Here is a 23988-nt window from a genome sequence, read left to right on the forward strand (position 1 = left end):
TGAGTTTTTATTTATTGATAACCTTTACAGTTTGACCATTGTTTACACTTCTTGCACCTTCATCAATAATTTCTGTACCAACAGGTAAGTTTTCTAAAACCTCTATAAGGTTGCCTTGTGTTTTACCAGTTTTAATAATTACTCTTTCTGCTGTAGCTTCTTGTGCATCATTTTTATCTCTAATCACATAAACAAACTGCTCTCCGTTAGCATTTTCAGAAATAATACTTTGAGGAATTAATACAGATTCTTCATCAGAATAATCATTAATTTGAAGTTTTGCTGTTAAGTTAGGTTTTACATTTCCGCTTTTGTTAGCAACAGGAACTTCTATTTTGAAAGATCTGTTGTTAGGATTGATGTAGCTACCAACCTGATTAACTTTACTGTCTAAAGAAATTCCTAAAATAGGAAAACTAACTTTAACAGCTTTGTTTTTTGTAATGCTTGTAATATATCTTTCTGGCACTTCTGCTTCGATATACATATTGTTTAAGTTAACAATTCTAAAAACTTCAGAACCTTGCCCTGGTGCAATTACTGTACCTGCTTCTTTAAAAACATCATCTATAACTCCAGAAAAAGGAGCTCTAATAGAAGCTTTTGCTAACTGACTTTTTAATTGCTTTAAACTGCTTGTTTGTGCTTGGTAATTTGTTTTTGTTTGTAAAAACTGTATTTCAGAACCAATTTTTTGTTCCCATAAACGTTTTTGACGCTCGTAAGTTGTTTTTGCTAATTGCGTAGTTGCTTCTAATTGTGCAACTTGATTTGCCAAACCACCATCATCTATAGTAGCCAATAACTGTCCTTTATAAACTTTTTGACCTTCTTTAACCAAAACTCTTTTTAAAATACCAGGCATTTCTGGATATACTAATATGTTTTGTTTTGTAGTTACATTTCCTTGTAATTCTAAATAATGATTAAAAACTGTGTCTTTTGCTACAAATGTTGTAATTAAAGGTAGTTTTTTTACTGTGTCTTTTTCTGAAATAGCTGTGTTTATAGCTTCTAAATCTTTGTTTATTTCTTCTAACTTAGAAGTTATTTCTTTCTTCTTTGCTGTTAATTCTGTTAAATTACCAGAAGAAATGATGCTTTCTACAGATGTTTCTTTGTTTTTACCACAAGAAACTAAAATAGCTGATATAACGAATAATGAATATATTTTTTTCATTGTAATGTATTATTTGATTGGTAGGTTTAATGCGTTTTCTAATGTTGCTTTTTTAGCAATAACTTCTAACATAGATTGTATGTAGTTTTGTTGCTGCGTGTATAATTGATTTTGTGCTTGTAATAAATCGAAACTAGAAGAAATTCCTTCAAAAAACTTTACTCGTTGTTTCTTTTCGATTCTTTCTGCCAAACCAACATTCTTTTTATTTGTTTGATAATTGTCTATGCTAATTTGGTAATCGTTTTTAGCTTTCTGAGCTTCTAAAGACAGTTTTTGCTTTATTTCTTGCAACCTTAAGTCGGCAGTTTCTAATGCAATTTTAGCTTGTGCAGTTTTTGCACTTCTACCAAAACTACTAAAAATAGGAATTTTTAAACTTACGCCCAATAAAGAAGAATCGAACCAACGCTGATTGCTATTTAAAAAAGTAAAAGAATCTGAGTTTGCTTGTGCGCCATAATTTAAAAAGGCACTTAAAGTAGGTAAGGCCTTACTTTGCTCTAGTTTTACCATTAATCTTTTAGTTTCTAAGTCATTTTCAGAGATTTTAAAATCGATGTGATTGTTAACGTTAAATGTTTCTGAAATTAGTTTTAAGCTGATGTTATCCTCAGCTAAAGAATCTAAAGAATCTGTTAGAATTAATTTTGTAGAAATAGGATTACCTAAAGAAAGATTTAACATTTGGTATGCAATCTCTTTCATTCTTTTAGTATTATTCAACTGATTTTTTAAGTTACCTAATGTAATTTCTAACTGTTCTACATCTTCTTCTTCATTTAAACCGTTTTCGTAAATCTTTTTAGCATCATCAAAATTTTTCTGAAGAATTTTAATGTTTCCTTCTAAAATTGCAATACTATTTTCTGTAACTAAAACATTACCGTAAGCGTTAATAACAGCTTCTTTGGTTAGCATTTCTGTCTTTTCGTTTGCTTGTTCAGAAATTTTTAAATATGTTTTAGATGCTTGTAAACCTACAAGATAAGAACCATCAAAAAGCAATTGTCTTAAAGTTACGGTTGCATTCATGTTTTGTTTTGTACCAAAAATAAACTCTTCGTTTGTACCGTCTTGGTCAAAATCTGCCAACGTAATTGGTTGTTTTATAAAGTTTTGATAATCGATATTACCATTAATTTGCGGTAAACCAATTGTTGTGGTTTCCCAAACTTTTTTTTCTGCAGCTAAAATGTCGTTTTTAGAAGCTTTAGTGTTATAACTATTCTCTAGTGCAAAGTTAATTGCTTCTTTAAGAGATAGCGTTTGTGTTTTTTCTTGGGCATTTGTTATTAAGAAAAAACAGGTGCTAAAGTATACCAGTATTCTTTTTTTCATGGTAGATTTATTTCAGTTTTAATTGGGTTTCTAATTGTTGTATTCCAGATTCTGTGCAAATACCTCTTAAATGGTATTCTAAGTGATATTGCATTAATGTGTTCATAGAATAATCTCTTAACGGAAAAAGGTCTTTGTCTTTAATACCTATCATACCGTTAAAATAAATTCTAGAAATAAATTCTACATCAATATCTTTTCTGTATAAGCCTTTGTTAATTCCTTCATTTAAATTCTTAATTACAAAATCTTGCATAATTAAAAATTGCTTTTTCTTTAAAGGAGCGTAAATCTTTGGATAATATTTTTGAAGTTGGTACTGAGGTGAAGATTTTTCGTCCTTTAAATTTTCCATAATAAACTTTTTAATGGTAAAAAGTTCGTCTATTGGGTTAAGGTTTAAACCACATATAGAATCAATACCACAACATACATTATCAAACATGTATAATGTTACAGCGTCTACAAGTTCTGTTTTGTTTTTAAAATACTTGTAAATTGTTTTTTTAGAGACACCTAAAGAACTGGCAATTTCATCCATAGTTACACTCTTAAAACCAAGGTTTAAGAAGAGTTCTTTAGATTTGTCTAATATTTTTTCTCTCATAATTCGGGTGCAAATGTACAAAAGGAAACTTTAGAAACAAAAATAGTTTCCAAAGTTTTAAACATTTTTTAACGTTAGAACTTCAAATAAGAATTTCTTTACATTATTTTTACAAAAAATTTTAGATTTGGACATTTTACAATATCAAAAGGAATTTCTTTCTTATTTAGAATCAAAAAAATGGATTCACGAGCCTAAAAACTTGTACGAACCAATAGATTACATTTTGCAATTAGGCGGAAAAAGAATTAGACCTGTCTTAACTTTAATGGCTGCAGATATATTTTCTAACAATGTAAGTAAGGCTTTGCCAGCTGCTTTAGCGGTAGAGGTTTTTCATAACTTTACATTGGTACATGATGATATTATGGATGATGCGCCTTTGAGAAGAGGTAAAGCAACGGTTCATGAAAAATGGAATATAAATACAGGTATACTTTCTGGGGATGCTATGCTAATATTAGCTTATCAATATTTCGAGAATTATGAACCTGTTGTGTTTCAGAAATTAGCCAAATTATTTAGCAAAACCGCTTTAGAAGTATGTGACGGACAACAGTTGGATGTTGATTTTGAAACTAGATCTGATGTTACGATTCCGGAATATATAAACATGATTCGTTTAAAAACATCAGTTTTAGTTGCTGCTGCATTAAAAATGGGTGCAATTGTAGCTGAAACGACTGAAGAAAATGCAAGTTTAATTTACGATTTTGGTTTAAATCTAGGTTTAGCATTTCAATTACAAGACGATTATTTAGATACTTTTGGCGATCCAGAGACATTTGGTAAGCAAGTTGGAGGCGATATTATCGAAAATAAAAAAACATATTTATATTTAAAAGCGTTAGAAGTTGCTAATGGTGATGAGAAAGGTAAGTTGCAATATTTTTATAAAAAGAAGCTTAACGAGAACTCTGTTAAGATTTCTGAGGTAAGAAGAATCTTCGAATTGAACGATATTCCGCTTTTAATTAAGCAAGAAATAGCAAATTATACAGAAAAAGCTTTTGATACTTTAGCTAAAATGAGTATCGAAGATATTGATAAACAATCTCTTAAAGATTTTGGTCTTTGGTTGATGAATCGATCTGTATAAGATTTTTATTTTTTTTTACTAGATTATTAAAAATAATAGTACATTTGCATCCAATAATTTTGGTCCCATAGCTCAGTTGGTTAGAGCACCTGACTCATAATCAGGTGGTCCTTGGTTCGAGCCCAAGTGGGACCACTTTATTTTTTTTAGCATATATCAAATAAAAATTAGATATTTGTAAAAACAAAAAATTTCAAAATTTTAATCTGGGGGGATATAAAATGAAGAAAATAAAATACTTAGTACTAATTATAGTACTCCTTTCTACTCAATTGGTTTGTGGTCAAATGGTACCACCACCAATTCCACCACCACCACCACCAGGTTTGTCTGTTGATGGCGGTGTAATATTTTTACTAGCTTCTGCTTTAATTTATGGTGTAGCAAAATTAAGAAACTAATCTTAATTTTTAAATTTCTTATGATTTTTTAGTAAGACGACTTACGTATTTACCAATTACATCGAATTCTAGATTTACTTTATCATCTACTGCTAAAGTTTTAAAAGAAGTGTTTTCTAAAGTGTAAGGTATAATTGCAACACTAAAAGAATCATCTTTCGAGTTTACAACCGTTAAACTTACTCCGTTTACTGTTATAGAACCTTTCTCAATTGTAATATTATTATTTATCGTTGCATTATAACGAAAAGTAAAAACAGTGCTTCCGTTCTGGTTTTCAATATTTGTACAAGTACCAGTTTCATCTACATGACCTTGCACTATATGGCCGTCTAGTCGATCGCCAAGTTTCATTGCTCTTTCTAAATTTACAATAGAATCTATTTTTAATTCTCCAATATTTGTTTTGTCTAAAGTTTCTTTAATAGCGGTAACTGTATATTCATTTTCGTTGATACCAACAACAGTTAAACATACGCCATTATGGGCAACGCTTTGATCTATTTTTAACTCGTTTGTAATATTGCTACTTACTGTTATATGAAGATTATCTTGCTCACTTACTAAGTTTGTTACTTTACCAAGTGTCTCTATTATTCCTGTAAACATTTCTCTAAATTTTAGTTACTTTTGTAGAACATCAAAATTAAGAATATTACAAGAGTTATGGCTGATAAAACTGATAAAATAATCGTCGGAATTTCAATAGGAGATTTAAATGGTATAGGTATTGAAGTTATTTTAAAAACATTTGAAGATAAACGAATGTTAGATTTCTGTACACCAGTTTTATTTGGAGCAATGAAAGTTGTTTCTTATCATAAAAAAGCTTTAAAATTAGAGGTTCCCGTACATGGAATTAACCAAATTAATCAAATAAATCATTCTAAAATAAATGTTTTAAATGTTTGGAAAGAAGATGTTTCTATTAAATTAGGAGAGGAAACTAAAGTTTCTGGTTCGTATGCAGCAAAATCTTTAGAAGCTGCGGTAGAGCATTTAAAGAATAAAAGTGTAGATGTTTTATTAACTGCACCTATTAATAAAGAAACCATACAGTCAGAAACATTTAATTTTCCGGGTCATACAGAATATTTAGAAGAAAACTTGCCAGGTAAAAGCTTAATGATTCTTATGACAGATGTATTAAGAATTGGTTTGATAACGGGTCATATTCCTATTTCGAAAGTAGCAGAAGCTATTACTCCAGAAATTATTAAAGAAAAAGTGTCGACAATGCATGCGTCTTTAAAGAAAGATTTTGGCATTGCAAAACCAAAAATTGCAGTTTTAGGTTTAAATCCTCATTGTGGAGATAAAGGTGTGATTGGTAAAGAAGATGATGAAATTATTAAACCTACTATAGAAGAAATTAAAGAAAGTGGCAAGTTAGTTTTTGGACCTTATGCTGCGGATGGTTTCTTTGGGTCTGAAACATATAAGCAGTTTGATGGTGTTTTGGCAACTTATCACGATCAAGGTTTGGCGCCTTTTAAAGCATTGTCTTTTGGTAATGGTGTAAATTTTACAGCAGGATTAAGTGAAATTAGAACATCACCAGATCACGGAACAGGTTTTGATATTGCAGGTAAAAATCTAGCAAACCCATCGTCTTTTAAAGAAGCACTGTTTTCTGCAATTCATATTTACAAGACTAGAAACGATTATAAAGAACTAACTAAAAACCCACTTTTAGCAAAGCATTAAAAATAATTTTCTTTTTTTTAAAGAAAACAGTGTATAAAAACATTTTTTTATATCTTTGCACGCTCAATTGATGTTTGATAATGAAAGACTTGAAACAATACAACATACAGTTTGTAGGATTAAAAGAAGGTAAACATCTATTTGAGTATAGTATTGATAATACGTTCTTTGAGTTTTATAATTATAGTGAATTTAAAAAATCTTCTATAAATGTTACTTTAGAATTTGTAAAAAAAAGCACTTTTTTTGAGCTTTTATTTACAGCTTCAGGTACAGTTAATGTGCCTTGTGATGTAACAAATGAGTATTTTGACCTTGAAATTACCTCTAAATTACCTTTAGTTGTAAAATTTGGACCAGAATATAATGATGACAATGAAGAGATTTTAATTTTACCGCATGAAGTATATCAATTTAATGTAGCACAGTTTATTTATGAAATGATTGTGTTAGCTGTTCCAAGTAAAAGAGTTCATCCAAAAGTACTAGATGGTACGATGAAATCTGAAGCTTTGAGCAAATTAGAAGAGTTAGAAATAAAAGAAGAAAAAACTGTTGAAACAACAGACCCTAGATGGGATAAATTAAAGAATTTAATAACAGAAAAAAAGACATAAAATGGCACATCCTAAAAGAAAAATATCGAAAACGAGAAGAGATAAAAGGAGAACGCATTATAAAGCATCTGCACAACAGATTGCTACAGACCCAACAACAGGTGAAGCGCACTTATATCACAGAGCTCACTGGCACGAAGGTAAACTTTACTATAGAGGTCAAGTAGTATTAGAATCTGCAGCAGCAGAAGCATAGAAAATTTTTATTTTACATAAAAAACCCTCAAATTTGAGGGTTTTTTTGCGTTTTTATACGAAATCCCATCGTTTTAATACTTTTTATTCTAAAAAGTAAAATAAATTTCATTTCTTTGAAATTCCTTAACATTGGGATAACAAACTAAGTATTATGACAAAAATCACTGCAGCAATTACAGCAGTAGGGAAATATGTTCCTGAATATGTTTTAACTAACAAAGAGTTAGAAAGCTATGTAGATACCAATGACGAATGGATTACTACTAGAACTGGTATCAAAGAAAGAAGAATCTTAAAAGGTGAAGGTCTTGGTACTTCTTATATGGCTATTAAAGCGTCAGAAGATTTGATCAGTAAGAAAAATTTAGACCCTAAAGAAATAGATTTGGTAATTGTTGCGACTGCAACACCAGATTTACCAGTTGCTTCTACAGCGGCTTATGTTGCTACAGAAATAGGTGCAACAAATGCTTTTGCTTACGATTTACAAGCGGCTTGCTCTAGTTTTTTATATGGTATGTCTACTGTTACAAGTTATATAGAATCTGGTAGATATAAAAAAGTTTTATTAATAGGAGCCGATAAAATGTCTTCTATAATAGATTACACAGATAGAGCAACTTGTATTATTTTTGGTGACGGAGCAGGAGCTGCGTTATTTGAACCAAATACAGAAGGTTTAGGTTTTCAAGATGAATACTTAAGAAGTGATGGTATTGGTAGAGATTTCTTAAGAATTGAAGCAGGTGGTTCTCAAATGCCAGCTACAAAACAAACAGTAGAAGATGGTAAGCACTTTGTTTATCAAGAAGGTAAAACTGTTTTTAAATATGCCGTTTCTAATATGGCAGATGTTGCAGAAAAAATGTTGGTTAGAAATAATTTAACAGAACCAGATATTCAATGGTTAGTTGCACATCAAGCTAATAAAAGAATAATAGAAGCAACAGCAAAAAGAGTTGGTGTTTCTGCAGAAAAAGTAATGATGAATATTCATCGATATGGTAACACTACTTCTGCAACCTTACCATTATTATTAGCTGATTACGAAAATAAGCTTAAAAAAGGAGATAATTTAATATTTGCCGCATTTGGTGGTGGTTTCACATGGGGAGCTGCGTACCTTAAATGGGCTTACTAATTTATATAAAATAACAACTAAACAATAAGGAAATGGATATTAAAGAAATTCAAAATCTTATAAAATTTGTAGCTAAATCTGGTGCAAGCGAGGTAAAGTTAGAAATGGAAGATGTAAAAATTACAATTAGAACAGGTTCTGGTAAAACAGAAACTACTATTGTGCAAGCTGCACCAATGCAAGGTTTACCTCAAATGTCTGCACAACAACAAGCGCCATCGGCACCAGTTGCTGCTGTAGAACAAGCTGCTGCACCTGTGTCTGATAATGATGATTCTAAATTTATTACCATAAAATCTCCAATTATTGGAACTTTTTATAGAAAGCCTTCTCCAGATAAACCAAATTTTGTAGAAGTTGGTACAGAGGTTAAAGTTGGTGATACAGTATGTGTTATCGAAGCTATGAAATTATTTAACGAAATTGAATCAGAAATTTCTGGTAAAATTGTTAAAGTATTAGTAGACGATTCTTCTCCGGTAGAATTTGATCAACCATTATTTTTGGTAGACCCATCATAATAATTAATTATGAATTAAAATTACGAACAAGATATGTCTTGCTTGTAACTACAAATTCATAATTCATAATTTTTTATAATATGTTTAAAAAAATATTAATTGCCAATAGAGGTGAAATAGCATTACGTGTTATTAGAACCTGTAGAGAAATGGGTATAAAAACTGTAGCAGTATATTCTACTGCAGATGCAGAAAGTTTACACGTTAGATTTGCAGATGAAGCCGTTTGTATTGGTCCAGCACAAAGTTCAGAATCTTATTTAAAGATGTCTAACATTATTGCTGCTGCAGAAATAACAAATGCAGATGCTATTCACCCAGGTTACGGGTTTTTATCTGAAAACGCTAAATTTTCTAAATTATGTGACGAGCATAATATTAAGTTTATTGGTGCAACAGGTGAAATGATTGACCAAATGGGAGATAAAGCAAATGCTAAATCTACTATGAAAGCTGCCGGTGTACCTTGTGTACCTGGAAGTGAAGGTGTAATTACCGATTTTGAAGAGTGTGAAAAGTTAGCTGTAGAAACAGGTTACCCAATAATGCTTAAAGCTTCTGCCGGAGGTGGAGGTAAAGGTATGCGTGCCGTTTGGAAACCAGAAGACTTAAAAGATGCTTGGGATTCTGCAAGACAAGAATCTAAAGCCGCATTTGGTAACGATGATATGTACATGGAAAAGCTTATTGAAGAGCCAAGACATATCGAAATTCAAATTGTAGGAGATTCTTTCGGGAAAGCATGTCATTTATCAGAAAGAGATTGTTCTGTACAAAGACGTCATCAAAAATTAACAGAAGAAACACCTTCTCCTTTCATGACAGATGAATTAAGAGAAGCAATGGGTAATGCAGCCGTAAAAGCCGCAGAGTTTATTAAATATGAAGGTGCAGGTACTGTAGAGTTTTTAGTTGATAAGCACAGAAACTTCTACTTTATGGAGATGAATACTCGTATACAAGTAGAGCACCCAATTACAGAAGAGGTTGTAGATTACGACTTAATTAGAGAGCAAATTTTAGTTGCTGCTGGTGTGCCAATTTCTGGTAAAAATTATTATCCTAAAATGCATTCTATAGAATGTAGAATTAATGCTGAAGATCCTCATAATAATTTTAGACCAGCTCCGGGTAAAATTACTACTTTTCATGCTCCTGGTGGGCACGGAATAAGAATCGATACGCACGTATATGCAGGATATATGATTCCGCCAAATTACGATTCTATGATTGCTAAATTAATTACGACTGCTCAAACAAGAGAAGAAGCAATTAATAAAATGAAGCGTGCATTAGATGAGTTTGTTATTGAAGGAATTAAAACAACAATACCTTTTCATAGACAATTAATGGATCATCCAGATTATGTTGCAGGTAATTATACAACTAAGTTTATGGAAGATTTTACAATGAGTTAAAATCTTACTATTTAGTTATAATAATAAAGTTAAATAGAGAATACAGTTTGTATTCTCTATTTTTTTTACCTTTATAGTTAATATATGTTGAATTATGAAAATTGATGGAATTGATAAAACAATAATTAGAACTTTGGTTAAAGATGCTAGAACACCTATTTTAAGTATTGCTAGAGAAGTAGGTATATCTGGTGCGGCAATTCATCAAAGATTAAAAAAATTAGAAAAATCTAAACTGATAGAAGGGTACAATATGATTATTAACCCGAAATCTTTGGGTTATACAACGACTGCTTTTGTTGGGGTTTATTTAGATTCTTCAAGCCAGCTATCATCATCAATAAAAAGATTAAAAGAAATACCAGAGGTTATAGAAAGTCATTATACAACTGGTAATTATGCTATTTTGGTTAAAATACTATGTAAAGATAACGAGAGTTTAATGCGTATTTTAAATGATAAAATTCAGCCAATAAAAAATGTTTTAAGAACAGAAACATTTATTTCATTAGACCAACAAATTAAAAGACAAATAAATATTTAATCCTTTGGAAAACCCTAATTTAAATTATTTAAAAGAAGTTTCTGGCGGTGATGCTAGTTTTGAAAATAGTATGTTAACTATTTTAAAAACTGATTTTCCGGAAGAATTATTATCATTAAAAAATTTTTACGAGCATAAAAATTATGAAGAATTAAGTTTGTGTATCCATAAAATAAAACATAAAATAGGTATGTTGGGTATGCCAATGGCTTTAGAATTTGCTTCTAAAGTAGAAAATGATGCAAAAAAAGGTAATATTGAACAATATACAGAGCTTGTATTTATTTTAGAGAGAATTAACGTATATTTAAAAAACCAATAGTACTAACTACACTATGAACTGTATAATAATAGATGATGATGTATCTGCTAGATTAATAATTAGGCAGTTATGTAAAGAAACAGATTTAGAAATAATAGAAGAGTTTTCTTCTGCTATAGAAGCAATTAAGTTTTTAAATTCAAATAAAAATATCGATGTAGCTTTTTTAGATATTCATATGCCTACTTTTTCGGGCATTGACTTTATTAAAACAATTAAATCAAACGTAAAAATTATACTTACAACATCAGACAAAAACTTTGCGTTAGAAGCTTTTGAATATAAAAGTGTTGTAGATTATTTATTAAAACCAATAGCAAAAGAAAGGTTTTTAAAATCTGTAGATAAGTTAATTAATTTAAATACTGATAAACCAAAAGAGAAACACCCTAGTAAAAGTATAGAAAATAAAGATTACATTTTTGTGAATGTAGAAAAGCGTTTGGTTAAAATTAATATACCAGAAATACTTTTAATAGAGGCTAAAGGAGATTATATTGGTATTAGAACAGATAAGAAAAGTTTTATTGTACATTCTACTTTAAAAAAAATAGAAAAGAAGCTTCCGTTAGATTCTTTTCTTAGAATCCATAGGTCTTATATTATTAATACTTCAGAAATTATAGATATAGAAGATAACAGTGTTTTGATTAAAAAGCACGTGATTCCTATTAGTAGGTCTCATAAAACCGAATTGATGAAAAGGTTAAACTTGTTGTAAACAGTTTGTCTAACAACTAATGCCATTCGTCGATAATTCTAAATAACTTATCGAAAATTAAATTTAACAACACATATACGATGTATCTTTGAAGTGTATTTAGAGGTAGATACATTTTCATAATAAAAAGTTGAGTTATTTTATCAAAATTAGTTACGTTTATGAGTTGGGGAACTTGTAAACAGAAAAAAATAAAAATATTTATTTTTTTGAATTGATAATAAAAAAAGCCTTTGTTTAATTACAAAGGCTTTTTTTTATATAAGATTTTTTAATCTTTTTGCTGCTAATTCTGCAGTTATATCTCGTTGTGGTGATCCAAACATTTCGTATCCAACCATAAACTTTTTTACAGTTGCACTTCTTAATAATGGCGGATAAAAACTCATGTGCCAATGCCAGTGTTTATTCTCTTTATTATTAGTTGGCGATTGATGTATACCACTAGAATAAGGAAAAGAGGTGTTAAATAATTTGTCGTAAGCTTTGGTTATTACAGATATTGCTTCAGCATAATTTAAAGCTTCTTCATCTGTCATCTTAGTAATATTTTCTTGTGCTTTTTTAGGAGCAATCATTACCTCAAATGGCCAAATCGCCCAAAACGGAGTTAATACAACAAAATCTTTGTTTTGAAATATAATTCTTTCGTTAGCGTCTAATTCTTGTTTTAAATAATCTTCTAAAAGGTTGCTGTTTTTAGTATTGTAATATTTTAATTGTTGATTGTCTTTCTTTTCAACTTCATTAGGTAATGTAGATTGACTCCAGATTTGACCGTGTGGATGTGGATTACTACAGCCCATTACTGCACCTTTATTTTCGAAAATTTGAACATAATTGATGTCTTTATTTTCACCTAAAGATATATATTCTTGTTGCCAAACATTCACTACTGTTTTAATGTCTTTAACGTCCATGTCTGCTAAACTTTTAGAGTGATCTGGACTAAAACAAATAACTTTACAAATTCCGGTTTCGCTTTTAGCTTTAAATAAACCATCATCTATATTAAAAGATGGAGAATCTTTTTGTAATGCAGCAAAATCGTTTGTAAAAACAAATACATCTTTATAATCTGGATTTATTTCGCCATTAATTCTAGTATTTGTTGCACATAAATAGCAGTTTTCATCATAGGATGGTCTTTTCTCATTCGAAATTTCTTCGTTTTGACCTTGCCAAGGTCTTTTAGATCTATGTGGTGAAACTAGAACCCATTCACCAGTTAAAATATTTAATCTCTTGTGTGAATAATCTTGTAAGTTTGTATTCATAACAATTATTTTTTTATGATTCTTGTACCTTCAGATAATTTTACCTGATAAATAGAACATTCTTTGTCAAATTTTTCATTGAAATTTTTAGAAATTTCATTTTTAAAATCTTCAATTTCAGATTTTTTAATAAGGTTTATTGTACATCCGCCAAAACCACCGCCCATCATTCTTGCACCTAAAATTTTAGAATTATTTCTAGTTTCATCAACTAAAAAATCCAATTCTTTACAGCTAACTTTATATTTAGAACTTAAACCATCGTGAGATTGATAAATTAAATTTCCTAAAGTTTCAATATCATTTTTTTGTATGGCTTCAGAAAATTTTTCTACCCTAGAATTTTCTTCAATAACATAAGAAGCCTTTTCATAATCTGCATTAGATATTTTAGATTTTATTGCATTTAAATCTTCTAAAGTAGCATCTCTAAGAGCAGTTACGTTTAATAATTTAGAAACCTTTTCGCAAACCGCTCTTCTATCATTATATGCACTTTCAGATAAGTCGTGTTTAACATTACTATTAATTAAAAGGAGTTTGTATTTTTTAAAATCGATTTTGAAAGATTTAGACTCGATAGATCTACAATCTAACAAAAGTGCACTTTTCTTTTCGCCAAACATGCTAGCATATTGATCCATTATACCGCACTTTACTCCGGCATAATTATGTTCTGCTTTTTGAGAAATTAAAATCATTTCTTCTTTTGTAAGTTTTAAATTAAACAATTCATTCAAACCAAAAACAATGCTATTTTCTAATGCTGCTGATGATGACATACCAGCGCCACCTGGAATATCTCCTGCAAAAACACAATTAAAATTATCTAATTGAATATTTAATTTTTGAATTTCTGAAACAACACCTAAAATATAATTTCGCCAACCACCATCTTTTAAAGGTGTTATGTTCTCTAAACCGAAAGAATACATTTCTTCTTTATTTAAAGCGTACACATTGCTTACATTTTCGTCATTTTTATAAATTGCCAATGCAATACCTTTGTCTATAGCAGCCGGAAATACAAAACCATCATTATAATCTGTATGTTCTCCTATTAAATTAATTCTACCAGGAGAAAACACCATAATTGGTTTTGTATTAAAGTGTTTTTTGAAACTTTTTTTAACCTCTTTTATTAATTCTTTTTTCATAATATAATGTGTTAAATATCTACTGATAAGGTATAAATTGAAGAAAAACTTGTGTTTGGTTTTAATATTTGTAGCCCTACTTTATTATTAAAACTATCAGATATACCTGTTATTGGTTCAATAGCAATGGCATTTTTATTTTCTGGAGTATAAATTTGAAGGTAATTGTCTTTTAAATTAGAATTTAAAGTGAAATTATAAGTCGGCGTTTCAAAAATAACTTTACTGCTTCTTAAACTAAAACAGTCATCGTAATTGCCAGAATCTAAATCTTTTAATTCGTTTATATTGGTTGCCTGTAAGTTTTTAGTAATCATTTTATTATTATGATTTACTTTTTTATCAGCATTAAATTTAAGGGTACTTTTAGATAAGTTTTTAGAATAGAAATATGGATGCCAACCTAAGGTAAAAGGGAAACTCTCTGAATCTATATTGTCAACTTTAATTTCTAAAGCAACATTTGTATTAGAAAATGTGTAGATTAATGTAATTTTATATACATACGGAAATGCAGGATTTTTATCTTTTTCTGTATAACTTAAAGTAACCGATGTGCTATTTACTGTTGTATTTTGGTTTTCAAAAACAAACTCTTTATTAAAAACTAAACCATGCAAAGCATTGTTATTTCCTGGTTCGTTTATTTTAAATTGAAATTCTTTTTTGTTAAAAATATATTTTCCGTTATCAATTCTGTTTACAAAAGGAAATAGAATTGCCGAATGATAGCATGTTTCGTATGAAACAGGATGCATGTCTGCAAGAATTTGTTCGCCATTAATTTGAAGTTTTTGTATACTACCGCCTAATTTTAAATTGATAATTGCAATAGAATTATTTAGTGTGTTTTTAAACTCTATAATTTTATTATCTTCTAAATGTTTAACCGTTATCATAATTTACAGGGAGTTTCTAACAATTATTTTTGATGGATTTTCTATTTGGACTTTTTCTTTACTTGTTAAAATTGATGCAAGATTTTTACCCATTTCTGTAAAATCTGTAGAGATAGTTGTAATTCCGCCTTCTACAATTTCTTTAAGCATAGTGTCGTTATAACAAATTATACCAATATCTTTTTTAAGAATTAAATTGGTCTCTTTAATTTTCTTAATAATTCGTATTAGATTTTTATCTTCAGGAATAATATAAACATCTCCCTTTTCGATTTTTCTTGTTGTTAAAGTGTCAATAACTTCATTTTCAAAATTTTCTTTTTCACAGAATTTTTCGAAACCATCTAACATTGCTTTAGGCTGAGTTTTTTTATCATATAAAAAAATCAACTTGGTGTAGTTTGCTAGTTTACCTTTAACTTCATTTAAACCCGTAAATATATTTTTTTCAAAATTTTGAAAAATTGACGAATATGCTTTTAATTCTGGGTTTAGTTGATCTAAAATAAATACTTTTTCTTTTGGTAAATTTTCTAGAACTAAATCTGTGTTTTCTAGATTTGCTGGCATAATTATGTAATGATTATAATTGCCAATATTGTCTAGAATTAAAGCATTAAAAATTTTAGGATTAAAATGATGAAAGTAAATGTCAACTTTAATATTAGCATTTAAATTACTTAGAAAAGAATTGTATAAATCTTCTTTAAAGGCATTAAACTCATCAAAAAGCAAAAATATTTTTTGAGAAACACTAACATTTTCTGATGATAAATAATATCCTTTACCAACTACAGAATGTATAATTCCTCGATTTTTAAGTTCATTAAAAGCCATTAAAACAGTATCTCTAGATAATTTGTAAGTATCTCTTAAACTATTTATAGATGGTAGTTTATCTCCTTTTTTAAGCGTGCCGTTTTGTACAGCATCTTCAATAGATGCTATAATTTGTTTGTACTTTGGTACTTTAGATTTCTTATTTAAGGTTACTAAACTCATATTGCAAATATATAATTATTTTTAAACAAAGCAACTAGTAGGTACTAGTCGGTTTTTAAATTTTAATTTTGTATAATTGCATATCATTATTATATTTAAGACAGCATGAAAAATAAAATTATAGTAACTGGTGGTTGCGGTTATATAGGTTCTCACACAGTAATAGAATTGATAGACAATAACTTTGAAGTAGTTATTATTGACGATTTATCGAACTCTTCGAAAAAAACTTTAGATAGAATACATCAAATTACAGGTGTAAAACCAATATTTGTAGAACTCGATTTAAAAGATGCGTCTAAAACAAGTATGGTTTTTTCTGAACACAAAGATGCGAAAGCTGTTATTCATTTTGCTGCTTCAAAAGCAGTAGGAGAGTCTGTTAAAAATCCTTTAAAATATTACAAAAATAATTTATATTCTTTGTTAAACACTTTAAGTGCGCAGATAGAAAACGGAATTAACAATTTTATCTTTTCTTCTTCGGCAACAGTATATGGTACACCTGAAGTTTTACCAATTACCGAAGAAAATAAAACGCAACGACCATTTTCTGCTTACGGAAATACAAAAAAAATTGCCGAAGAAATTTTAGAAGATTTAATAAACTCTAACGATTCTTTTTCTGCAATATCTTTGCGTTATTTTAACCCTATTGGTGCGCATGAATCTGGTTTAATTGGCGAATTACCTAGTGGTATTCCAAACAATTTGATGCCGTATATAACTCAAACAGCAGTAGGTTTAAGAGAAAAACTAATGGTTTATGGTAATGATTATCCAACACCAGACGGAACACCAATTAGAGATTATATTCATGTTTTAGATTTGGCAAATGCACATGTAATTGCTGTAAAAAGATTGTTGTTGCAAAAACAAGAAACAGCTTTAGAAACTTTTAATTTAGGTACAGGTAAAGGTTTTTCTGTTTTAGATGTAATAAAATCTTTTGAAGAAGTTTCTGGAATCAATTTAAATTATGAAATTGTAGAAAGAAGACCTGGAGATGTACCTCAATTATTTGCATCTACCGATTTAGCAAAATTAAAATTAGGTTGGTCTGCAAATAAAACTTTAAACGAAATGATAAGTTCTTCATGGCAATGGGAAAAAAAATTAAGAGACGGTAATTTATAGTAATTATAAAATTATTACATTACCGTAAATATTAAACTATGCAATTATTATCATTTTTAAGTTTTACGGTTCTTGTAGCTCTAATTTCTTATTTATTAACAAGGTCTTCAAAAGAGACATCTAAAGATGGTTATTTTTTAGGAGGAAGAAGTTTGACTGGAATTGTAATTGCGGGATCTCTTTTGTTAACCAATTTATCTACAGAACAAATAGTTGGTTTAAATGGGCAAGCATACGAGCAAGGTATTTTAGTAATGGCTTGGGAAACTTTAGCAGCCATAACTATGGTTATAATTGCAGTTTTTCTTTTACCTCGTTATTTAAAAGGTGGTATTTCTACAATTCCGCAATTTTTAGAACGTAGATATGATAAAACCACGAAAGCAATTGTTTCTGGATTGTTTTTATCTGGTTATGTAACTATTTTTTTACCCGTAGTTTTATATACAGGTGCATCTGCAATTAATACAATGTTTGATGTACCTGCAGTTTTTGGAGTTTCAGAAAATGCAGCACTTTGGTTTACAGTATTTGGTATTGGAATTATTGGTTCTATTTATGCGGTATTTGGTGGTTTAAAAGCAGTTGCTGTTTCAGATACAATAAACGCTATAGGATTAATTATTGGAGGTTTGATGATTCCGTATTTTGGTTTAACTTACATCGGAGACGGAGATATGTTTGCGGGTATAGATACTTTAATGACCGCGCATCCAGATAAATTTATTTCTACAGGTTCAGAAGATTCTTATGTTCCTTTATCTACTTTATTTACGGGTATGCTATTAATCAACTTATTTTATTGGGGAACAAACCAAGCAATTATTCAGCGAGCTTTAGGAGCTAAAAACTTAAAAGAAGGTCAAAAAGGTTTGGTATATGCTGCCTTTTTAAAAATATTAGGTCCGTTATTATTGGTTTTACCAGGAATCATAGCTTTTCATATTTTTAAAGGTGAATTGGCAAAACCAGATCTAGCATACGCATCTTTAGTAACAGAAGTATTACCAAAATCATTGGTTGGTTTTTTTGCAGCAGTTTTATTTGGTGCTATTTTAAGTTCTTTTAATTCAGCCTTAAATAGCTGCGTAACACTTTTTGGTATTGATATTTATCAAGAATACATCAAAAAAGATGCAACAGAAAAGCAGGTTGTAAAAGCAGGAAAAATATTTGGTGTATTTCTGGCAGTTTTAGCGATGGTTGTTGCGCCATTTATAGCAAATGCAGGAAGTGTTTTTGGTTATTTACAAGAAATTAATGGTACATATTCGATTCCTATTTTAACAATTGTAGTAGTTGGTTATACTACCAAGTATGTGCCAGCAATTGCAGCAAAAATTGGTTTAATATCAGGTGTTGTATTATATTCTATTAGTCAGTTTATTATTCAGCCTAATTTTGATGTAATTGAAATTGTAAATGGTGTAGAAACTGTATCAGGCAATACATATCCACATTTTTTACATATTTTGGCTATACTCTTTTTGTTTAATGTTATTATTATGTTGTTGATAGGAAAGTTTTATCCAAGAAAAGAAGCATATATACAGTTTGATTCTAAAGAAGTAGATATTACTCCGTGGAAATATTTAAAACCAGTAGGAGTTTTTATTTGTGTAATAGTAATTGGTATTTATATATACTTTTCTTAATCAGTATCAAAAACATTAAAAAAGGCTAATTTTATTTATAAAATTAGCCTTTTTTAATGTTATAGTTTATCTAGGAGTTAGTAATCAAGTATTTTAAAAGTCTTAAAAATAGCGCATAAAAAAAAACGTAACAAATAAATGTTACGGTTTTAGTACTGAAGATGGGACTTGAACCCATACGGCCATTACTGACCACTGGATTTTAAGTCCAGTGCATTTTGAATCAAAATGATCTGAAATGGTTTGATTTGCTCATACAATACAAAGTAAAAGTAACATATAAATTCATCACAAACCATTCAAAACCAGAAAATGTTGTACCTATGTTGTTCCTAATATTTATTTTGAGTTATTTTTGCAAAAAAAAATAATATTTCTACTTCAACCAATATTATTCTTAGAAAGAAGCCTAACAAGTCTGGACAGTTTCCTATAATGATTAGAATTACTAAAAACAGAAAAACTTCATATATCTCTACTGGAACTTATATTGACTTAAAAGATTGGGATGCGAAAAATAGAAAGGTAAAACGTTCTTATTCAAACTCTACACAATTTAACAATTTTCTTCTTAAAATACTCTCCGAGGTTAATAGTAAAATTATGACTTTAGAGTCACGAGAAGAAAATGTCACACTTAATAAAATTAAGACGACAATAAAAAAACCTTTTGGAGATAACACCTTTAATTCATTAAGTGCAAAATATATAAATGAATTAATTGTTGACGAAAAGTTCTCTCGTTTAAATGCAGACGAATCAAGAATAAAAAATTTTATAAACTTCGCTGGGACAAATGAATTATACTTTCAGGATATTGATGAAAACTTTCTCAAGCGCTTTATTGCATATCTGAAGACAGAAAGAAATAATTCTGAAAGATCAGTTATGAATAACTTAATTATAATAAGAACATTATTTAATAGAGCAATAAGAGAAGGGCATGTAGATCAAAAGTTTTATCCTTTTGGTAGAGGTAAAATAAAAATAAAATTTCCAGAGTCTAAAAAAAATTGGATTATCCATAGAAGATGTGAAAAAAATCGAAAGATTAGAGAACCTAACTTATCAAGAAAATCACGCTAGAAATGTTTGGCTTTTTAGTTTCTATAATGTAGGTATGCGAGTTGGTGATGTACTGAATATTAAGTGGTCAGATATTGTAGATAACAGAATTATGTACAAGATGAGTAAAAACTCCAAAAATTTGTCTATAGAGATAAAAGATAAAGTAAAAAACATATTAGAACAATTTAAAAAAGATAAACAAAATAATACTGATTTTATTTTCCCAGAGTTTAAAAAGGCAAATATTAATAGTAAAGAAGACCTACTAAGAAAGAAAAAAACCGCTAATAAAAAATTTAATAAATACTTATCTCGAATAGCAAATAAAGCTGAAATAGATAAAAAAATAACCATGCATATTTCGCGTCATACATTCGGAAATATTTCTGGTGATAAAATTCCAATTCAAATGCTACAAAAATTATACAGGCATAGCAATATTAGTATCACGATAAATTTCCAAACAAGAAGAACTAAAAATTGCCAATGATTATTTAAAAAAAGCTACTGTATCTGTATAATAAATTATACCAGGAACTGATCCACTATTTGCAGCATAATAATCTTGTGGATTTTCTTTTAAGAGCTTCCATTCTACATCCCCTTGTTCTAATACTTTTTTGTGAAAATTTGGAAATGAACTGTGGTTTTTCTAAAAATCTTTTTTTACTTAATTTAGACATAATATTTGTTTCTAATAAGGCTACTAAACCTTAAAAAAGACGTGTCGAAATTAACAACTAACTGATTGAAACTCGCTGTGTATTTTAATATTATTGATGTTTTTATTAAAAATACCTATATTGATAAACTGTAATACAGTTGCTGCTGTGATTTTGTATAGTGTTCTATTTTTAAGTTGTTTAGATGATTTATAAGGATTTCTTCTAATCATAAATTGGTTACAAAGTTGAGAAAATAATGTTTAAATTCTTTGACGTTTTTTCTAAAATATAAGCTTGTTTCTTGTGTTTTTTTTTTGATTATTTCTCGTCACAGTATTTAGGATTTTATTACAAGTTTCAAATAAATTTAGTTGAAATTCAGAAGATAAATATCCTTTGTCTGTTATTAACGTTCAGCCTATGATTTGGGTCTGAATATCTTTTAAATAGTGAAAATCGTACACTGAGGCTGGACTTAAGTAAAAACTTTGAAATACACCATTTACAGAACAAAAAGCATGTAATTTGTGTCCATGATACCTGAACTTTGTGAAGCACAATACCCTTTATCTGGAAAGCTATAATTTGATTCTTAACATATTTTAGATTGATAACCTCTTGATAATTTGCAAATTTATAAGGGCATACTATTCACAATAAAATAGTCTCCAAACTCGTTAAAACATCAGACCAATTTTAAATGAATAACCTCTATATGATTTGATAAATTTCTTTTTCTTTTGTTGTAAATACTTCGTTCTATTTTATTAGAAATTGACTTAGGAGCTTTGTAAATAGATCAATTTCACTATCAACTCCCATAAATTCATCAGTTAATTTTAGACTTATGCCTATGATAGCTTAACAGTTGTTTTTATTTGATATTTATCCTTAAAATTTCCAATATTCTTTTTTAACTTGCATTTAAGTTGTTCATCGTAAATGTTTTGATGTTAAAACAATTTTTTGATTATCAGTAAGTTGAATAGCTTTTTTTAAGTTAAATCATAATGAACAACGTGTTATAAATAGTATTCAAATAAGTTAAATTTTAAAAAGGAATGAATATTAATGCAGATAGGATATAAATGTAAAATGAAGTTTAGTTGTATGGATAAAATTAGGACTATAAAAAATACTTCATCTTAAAAAATTTAACCAAATAAATGATTTCTATAATTTGTAGGTGTTGTTTTTTTTAGTCTTTTAAACTGTCTGTTAAAGTTGGATATATTTGAAAAGCCAACATTAAAAGCTATTTCATTTATAGAGATTTCTTTAGATTTCTGTAAAATTTTACATGCATTTTCTATGCGTAATTCTGTTAAAAAATTAATGTATGTTTTATTTGTTCGCTTTTTAAAATACTTGCAAAAAGCATTTTTTGTCATATTCGCTACTTCCGAAATTTCTAATAATGTTATAGGTAAATGAGCGTTTTCAATAGTGTATTCAAAAACAGAACGCATTCTGTTTCCTTCTCTATCAGTGTATTTTTTAGAATAATTAAAACTAGATAAGTATTCAAATTCAGAGGAAGATATCAACTTCATTAATTTTAAGAAAATTATAAATCGTTCCATTTTCGTGGTTTTTTTTAATTCTAAAAACAAGTGTTTAATTTCTATTTGATTTGATGTAATTCTAAACCCTTTTTCAGATTTTTCAAAAAAACTAGTAATTTCTTTAAATTCATTTAAGCTAAAAAAAACATTTCCAAAAGAATCTTTTGTAAAAAAAAGACTCAACATTTTCGATTTTTCTTGTGTATTTTCTTCACTTTTAAAAGCATGAGGTAAATTACTCCCAATAATAAAAATATCATTTGTAGTATAGCTAGAAATACTATCGCCAACCAATAAGGTTCCTTTCCCTTGTTCTATAAAACTTATTTGAATTTCATCATGCTGATGCAGTTTATCATAAAAAACTAGCTCAATGTCTTCTTGATAAATCAATGCGTTATTTTCTGGCTTTGTTATTTTAAAAGGATAAACTTTCATTTGTTTTTTGTTAAAATGTCGGTTTGTATGATGTCAATTTTTCATCAAAATTGTATCGCGAACTAATTTAGAAACTATAATTAATTATGATTAGCTCAACTTATCAAGCTTTAATATTTAATACAAAACTATTCATAATTAATTATATAAACACAATAATGAATAATATAGTATAAATAATGAATAATTTAATCTTATTTTTTAAGCGAGACTATTCATAATTTTATCAATCAAATTATAACAAAATGAAATCTAATTGGGAAGGTGTAATGCCTGCAGTATTTACATGGCTAAAAGAGTCAAAATATGGCAATCTTGAAATTGACTTTGATACAACTCAAAAACAGGCCGCAAGTATTTTAAAAACTCAAGGAAAGGACGGAAGCAGAATGTGTGGACTTGTGGGGTCTGGTACTCTGGGTGAGAATAGCTACCTGAGCACCAAACAACGTCTTTCTTTACTAAAATCTCTTTCTGAGGTTGCCAAAGAATACAATGTTCCGTTAATCAGCGGAGCATCAGCAGCAACTAAGGAAGAACTTGCCAAAATCATTGAAGGACTTGCAACAGTTGGAGTGGATACAGTTATGGTGATGCCTCCAAAAACGAAGGCAGTTCCTTCTGAAAAAGAAATGTATGAGTACTTTGCTCTTTCAGAAACAACTGCAAAAGATGTAGGCGTAACCATTATGCCTTATAACAATCCAGATGCAGCAGGTTATCATGCAATCTCAACTGAGCTTCTTATGAGACTTTCTGTGCTTCCTAAAGTAACTGCTCTTAAAATATCGACTATAGATGTTTCAATTATTGAAACACTGATGTTAGAAAATAAAGATTTAAAAATTTTGGCAGGAGTAGACACAGTTACTGTACATGCAGGACTCGCTGGAGCATGTGGTGGAATTACGGGTGTAGGTTGTATCTTTCCAAAAGCTAGTGTTACGATGCAAGAGTATGTTTTAAAGGGAGAATGGGCAGAGGCCAACAAAATTTCTCAAGCTTTAAATTCTTTATCTTATTTGGATGCTCAGCCTTTGCTTTTGGAGTATCTTAAACTTGCCATGGGAATTCATCACAATGATGTTGCTGGAGGACTGCGTACCTTTGGTAAGAAGCTAACGAAACAGCAAATTGACGATGTACGTGCAAGATATATGCTGGCAAAAGAAAGACTGGAAGTACTGGATTTAGTAAGTTAATCTTTTCAAATATTTAAAAATGAGAAAGCTTGGTTTTTAGAAAGTATTTTTCATTTCAAGGTAAGATTACAAAATACCTAATTGTAAAAAAAATAGCTTACAAAAG

25 protein-coding genes, 1 tRNA gene and 1 pseudogene are annotated in these 23988 nt (G+C 29.1%); 17 read left to right on the forward strand and 10 right to left on the reverse strand.

Translation table 11 applies throughout. From position 1 onward, the window contains the following. Positions 1–7 precede the first annotated feature (7 nt). Genes BXQ17_RS12180 through BXQ17_RS12190 form a run of 3 tightly spaced genes read right to left on the reverse strand, consistent with a single transcriptional unit; the run spans position 8 to position 3128 of the window. Entirely contained in the window at positions 8–1180 is a 1173-nt protein-coding gene (locus BXQ17_RS12180; protein WP_077810904.1) for an efflux RND transporter periplasmic adaptor subunit, read from the reverse strand. A 9-nt stretch (positions 1181–1189) separates the two neighbouring features. Next, positions 1190–2521 (reverse strand): TolC family protein, encoded by a 1332-nt coding sequence (locus tag BXQ17_RS12185; RefSeq protein ID WP_077810905.1) that lies wholly within the window; start codon positions 2519–2521, stop codon positions 1190–1192. Positions 2522–2528: 7 nt separating this feature from the next. After that, positions 2529–3128, reverse strand: coding sequence for a TetR/AcrR family transcriptional regulator (locus BXQ17_RS12190; RefSeq protein ID WP_077810906.1), 600 nt, complete (start codon positions 3126–3128; stop codon positions 2529–2531). 127 nt (positions 3129–3255) lie between these two features. Here BXQ17_RS12190 and BXQ17_RS12195 point away from each other — a divergent pair, with 127 nt between their 5' ends. From BXQ17_RS12195 to BXQ17_RS14450, 3 genes are all read left to right on the forward strand, one after another. Then, entirely contained in the window at positions 3256–4227 is a 972-nt protein-coding gene (locus BXQ17_RS12195) for a polyprenyl synthetase family protein (RefSeq protein ID WP_077810907.1), read from the forward strand. Between the two features lie 61 nt (positions 4228–4288). After that, a tRNA-Ile gene (locus tag BXQ17_RS12200) sits at positions 4289–4362 on the forward strand. Between the two features lie 86 nt (positions 4363–4448). Continuing rightward, complete coding sequence (locus BXQ17_RS14450; protein ID WP_149025906.1) at positions 4449–4628, forward strand: PID-CTERM protein-sorting domain-containing protein; 180 nt, start codon at positions 4449–4451, stop codon at positions 4626–4628. Positions 4629–4646: 18 nt separating this feature from the next. Here the strand turns inward: BXQ17_RS14450 and BXQ17_RS12205 are convergent, their stop codons facing one another. After that, on the reverse strand, positions 4647–5237 hold the full coding sequence (locus tag BXQ17_RS12205; RefSeq protein WP_077810908.1) for a riboflavin synthase: 591 nt from the start codon (positions 5235–5237) through the stop codon (positions 4647–4649). A gap of 57 nt (positions 5238–5294) precedes the next feature. Here BXQ17_RS12205 and pdxA point away from each other — a divergent pair, with 57 nt between their 5' ends. The 9 genes from pdxA (at position 5295) to BXQ17_RS12250 (ending at position 11817) form a co-directional block, all read left to right on the forward strand. After that, on the forward strand, positions 5295–6335 hold the full coding sequence (pdxA, locus tag BXQ17_RS12210; protein WP_077810909.1) for a 4-hydroxythreonine-4-phosphate dehydrogenase PdxA: 1041 nt from the start codon (positions 5295–5297) through the stop codon (positions 6333–6335). Between the two features lie 80 nt (positions 6336–6415). Then, complete coding sequence (locus BXQ17_RS12215; RefSeq protein ID WP_077810910.1) at positions 6416–6952, forward strand: DUF177 domain-containing protein; 537 nt, start codon at positions 6416–6418, stop codon at positions 6950–6952. A 1-nt stretch (position 6953) separates the two neighbouring features. Then, a complete protein-coding gene (gene rpmF / locus BXQ17_RS12220; protein WP_068361688.1) occupies positions 6954–7148 on the forward strand; it encodes a 50S ribosomal protein L32 in 195 nt (64 codons plus the stop codon). 153 nt (positions 7149–7301) lie between these two features. Further along, entirely contained in the window at positions 7302–8291 is a 990-nt protein-coding gene (locus BXQ17_RS12225; protein WP_077810911.1) for a beta-ketoacyl-ACP synthase III, read from the forward strand. Between the two features lie 32 nt (positions 8292–8323). Then, positions 8324–8812, forward strand: coding sequence for an acetyl-CoA carboxylase biotin carboxyl carrier protein (accB, locus tag BXQ17_RS12230; RefSeq protein WP_077810912.1), 489 nt, complete (start codon positions 8324–8326; stop codon positions 8810–8812). Between the two features lie 80 nt (positions 8813–8892). Next, positions 8893–10230, forward strand: coding sequence for an acetyl-CoA carboxylase biotin carboxylase subunit (gene accC / locus BXQ17_RS12235; protein WP_077810913.1), 1338 nt, complete (start codon positions 8893–8895; stop codon positions 10228–10230). Positions 10231–10324: 94 nt separating this feature from the next. Beyond that, positions 10325–10774 carry an Lrp/AsnC family transcriptional regulator gene (locus BXQ17_RS12240; RefSeq protein ID WP_077810914.1) on the forward strand — a complete coding sequence of 150 codons (450 nt, stop codon included), beginning with the start codon at positions 10325–10327 and terminating at the stop codon, positions 10772–10774. 4 nt (positions 10775–10778) lie between these two features. Beyond that, positions 10779–11096, forward strand: coding sequence for an Hpt domain-containing protein (locus BXQ17_RS12245; protein ID WP_077810915.1), 318 nt, complete (start codon positions 10779–10781; stop codon positions 11094–11096). A gap of 13 nt (positions 11097–11109) precedes the next feature. Beyond that, entirely contained in the window at positions 11110–11817 is a 708-nt protein-coding gene (locus BXQ17_RS12250; RefSeq protein WP_077810916.1) for a LytTR family DNA-binding domain-containing protein, read from the forward strand. 257 nt (positions 11818–12074) lie between these two features. Here BXQ17_RS12250 and BXQ17_RS12255 read toward each other — a convergent pair whose 3' ends face one another. The 4 genes from BXQ17_RS12255 to BXQ17_RS12270 are packed head-to-tail and all read right to left on the reverse strand — an operon-like array spanning position 12075 to position 16152. Beyond that, positions 12075–13094 carry a UDP-glucose--hexose-1-phosphate uridylyltransferase gene (locus tag BXQ17_RS12255; protein ID WP_077810917.1) on the reverse strand — a complete coding sequence of 340 codons (1020 nt, stop codon included), beginning with the start codon at positions 13092–13094 and terminating at the stop codon, positions 12075–12077. A 5-nt stretch (positions 13095–13099) separates the two neighbouring features. Further along, positions 13100–14251, reverse strand: a complete 1152-nt coding sequence (gene galK, locus BXQ17_RS12260) for a galactokinase (protein ID WP_077810918.1) — start codon at positions 14249–14251, stop codon at positions 13100–13102. 11 nt (positions 14252–14262) lie between these two features. Continuing rightward, positions 14263–15150 carry an aldose 1-epimerase gene (locus tag BXQ17_RS12265; protein ID WP_077810919.1) on the reverse strand — a complete coding sequence of 296 codons (888 nt, stop codon included), beginning with the start codon at positions 15148–15150 and terminating at the stop codon, positions 14263–14265. A 3-nt stretch (positions 15151–15153) separates the two neighbouring features. Continuing rightward, positions 15154–16152: a GntR family transcriptional regulator gene (locus BXQ17_RS12270; RefSeq protein WP_077810920.1), complete on the reverse strand. Its 999-nt coding sequence runs from the start codon at positions 16150–16152 to the stop codon at positions 15154–15156. Positions 16153–16257: 105 nt separating this feature from the next. Between BXQ17_RS12270 and galE the strand changes: the two genes are divergently transcribed. The 4 genes from galE (at position 16258) to BXQ17_RS14655 (ending at position 20502) form a co-directional block, all read left to right on the forward strand. Next, positions 16258–17289, forward strand: coding sequence for a UDP-glucose 4-epimerase GalE (gene galE, locus BXQ17_RS12275; RefSeq protein ID WP_077810921.1), 1032 nt, complete (start codon positions 16258–16260; stop codon positions 17287–17289). Positions 17290–17327: 38 nt separating this feature from the next. Continuing rightward, a complete protein-coding gene (locus BXQ17_RS12280; RefSeq protein WP_077810922.1) occupies positions 17328–18944 on the forward strand; it encodes a solute:sodium symporter family transporter in 1617 nt (538 codons plus the stop codon). 435 nt (positions 18945–19379) lie between these two features. Continuing rightward, on the forward strand, positions 19380–20030 hold the full coding sequence (locus tag BXQ17_RS14650) for a phage integrase SAM-like domain and Arm DNA-binding domain-containing protein (protein ID WP_254712378.1): 651 nt from the start codon (positions 19380–19382) through the stop codon (positions 20028–20030). Further along, entirely contained in the window at positions 19978–20502 is a 525-nt protein-coding gene (locus BXQ17_RS14655) for a tyrosine-type recombinase/integrase (protein ID WP_254712379.1), read from the forward strand. The genes BXQ17_RS14650 and BXQ17_RS14655 overlap by 53 nt, the downstream gene beginning before the upstream one ends. A gap of 243 nt (positions 20503–20745) precedes the next feature. On the opposite strand, the pseudogene BXQ17_RS12290 reads toward BXQ17_RS14655, so the two are convergent. Together BXQ17_RS12290 and BXQ17_RS12295 are read right to left on the reverse strand one after the other, a co-directional pair. Further along, positions 20746–21584, reverse strand: a pseudogene (locus BXQ17_RS12290) (IS982 family transposase). Positions 21585–21831: 247 nt separating this feature from the next. Further along, positions 21832–22680: an AraC family transcriptional regulator gene (locus BXQ17_RS12295; protein WP_077810923.1), complete on the reverse strand. Its 849-nt coding sequence runs from the start codon at positions 22678–22680 to the stop codon at positions 21832–21834. A 245-nt stretch (positions 22681–22925) separates the two neighbouring features. On the opposite strand from BXQ17_RS12295, the gene BXQ17_RS12300 reads away from it, so the two are divergent. Further along, positions 22926–23882, forward strand: coding sequence for a dihydrodipicolinate synthase family protein (locus BXQ17_RS12300; RefSeq protein ID WP_077810924.1), 957 nt, complete (start codon positions 22926–22928; stop codon positions 23880–23882). Positions 23883–23988 lie beyond the last annotated feature (106 nt).

Source organism: Polaribacter sp. BM10 (assembly GCF_002005425.1).
GTDB lineage: Bacteria > Bacteroidota > Bacteroidia > Flavobacteriales > Flavobacteriaceae > Polaribacter > Polaribacter marinaquae.

Coding starts and splice junctions, on each gene's coding strand:
- BXQ17_RS12250 (WP_077810916.1), top strand. CDS start 11,110: ATGAACTGTATAATAATAGATGATGATGTATCTGCTAGATTAATAATT.
- BXQ17_RS12270 (WP_077810920.1), bottom strand. CDS start 16,152: ATGAGTTTAGTAACCTTAAATAAGAAATCTAAAGTACCAAAGTACAAA.
- galK (WP_077810918.1), bottom strand. CDS start 14,251: ATGAAAAAAGAATTAATAAAAGAGGTTAAAAAAAGTTTCAAAAAACAC.
- BXQ17_RS12265 (WP_077810919.1), bottom strand. CDS start 15,150: ATGATAACGGTTAAACATTTAGAAGATAATAAAATTATAGAGTTTAAA.
- BXQ17_RS12255 (WP_077810917.1), bottom strand. CDS start 13,094: ATGAATACAAACTTACAAGATTATTCACACAAGAGATTAAATATTTTA.
- BXQ17_RS12300 (WP_077810924.1), top strand. CDS start 22,926: ATGAAATCTAATTGGGAAGGTGTAATGCCTGCAGTATTTACATGGCTA.
- BXQ17_RS12190 (WP_077810906.1), bottom strand. CDS start 3,128: ATGAGAGAAAAAATATTAGACAAATCTAAAGAACTCTTCTTAAACCTT.
- BXQ17_RS12215 (WP_077810910.1), top strand. CDS start 6,416: ATGAAAGACTTGAAACAATACAACATACAGTTTGTAGGATTAAAAGAA.
- BXQ17_RS12240 (WP_077810914.1), top strand. CDS start 10,325: ATGAAAATTGATGGAATTGATAAAACAATAATTAGAACTTTGGTTAAA.
- accC (WP_077810913.1), top strand. CDS start 8,893: ATGTTTAAAAAAATATTAATTGCCAATAGAGGTGAAATAGCATTACGT.
- BXQ17_RS12205 (WP_077810908.1), bottom strand. CDS start 5,237: ATGTTTACAGGAATAATAGAGACACTTGGTAAAGTAACAAACTTAGTA.
- BXQ17_RS12185 (WP_077810905.1), bottom strand. CDS start 2,521: ATGAAAAAAAGAATACTGGTATACTTTAGCACCTGTTTTTTCTTAATA.
- BXQ17_RS12295 (WP_077810923.1), bottom strand. CDS start 22,680: ATGAAAGTTTATCCTTTTAAAATAACAAAGCCAGAAAATAACGCATTG.
- rpmF (WP_068361688.1), top strand. CDS start 6,954: ATGGCACATCCTAAAAGAAAAATATCGAAAACGAGAAGAGATAAAAGG.
- BXQ17_RS12225 (WP_077810911.1), top strand. CDS start 7,302: ATGACAAAAATCACTGCAGCAATTACAGCAGTAGGGAAATATGTTCCT.
- BXQ17_RS12280 (WP_077810922.1), top strand. CDS start 17,328: ATGCAATTATTATCATTTTTAAGTTTTACGGTTCTTGTAGCTCTAATT.
- BXQ17_RS12180 (WP_077810904.1), bottom strand. CDS start 1,180: ATGAAAAAAATATATTCATTATTCGTTATATCAGCTATTTTAGTTTCT.
- BXQ17_RS14650 (WP_254712378.1), top strand. CDS start 19,380: ATGATTAGAATTACTAAAAACAGAAAAACTTCATATATCTCTACTGGA.
- BXQ17_RS14450 (WP_149025906.1), top strand. CDS start 4,449: ATGAAGAAAATAAAATACTTAGTACTAATTATAGTACTCCTTTCTACT.
- pdxA (WP_077810909.1), top strand. CDS start 5,295: ATGGCTGATAAAACTGATAAAATAATCGTCGGAATTTCAATAGGAGAT.
- galE (WP_077810921.1), top strand. CDS start 16,258: ATGAAAAATAAAATTATAGTAACTGGTGGTTGCGGTTATATAGGTTCT.
- accB (WP_077810912.1), top strand. CDS start 8,324: ATGGATATTAAAGAAATTCAAAATCTTATAAAATTTGTAGCTAAATCT.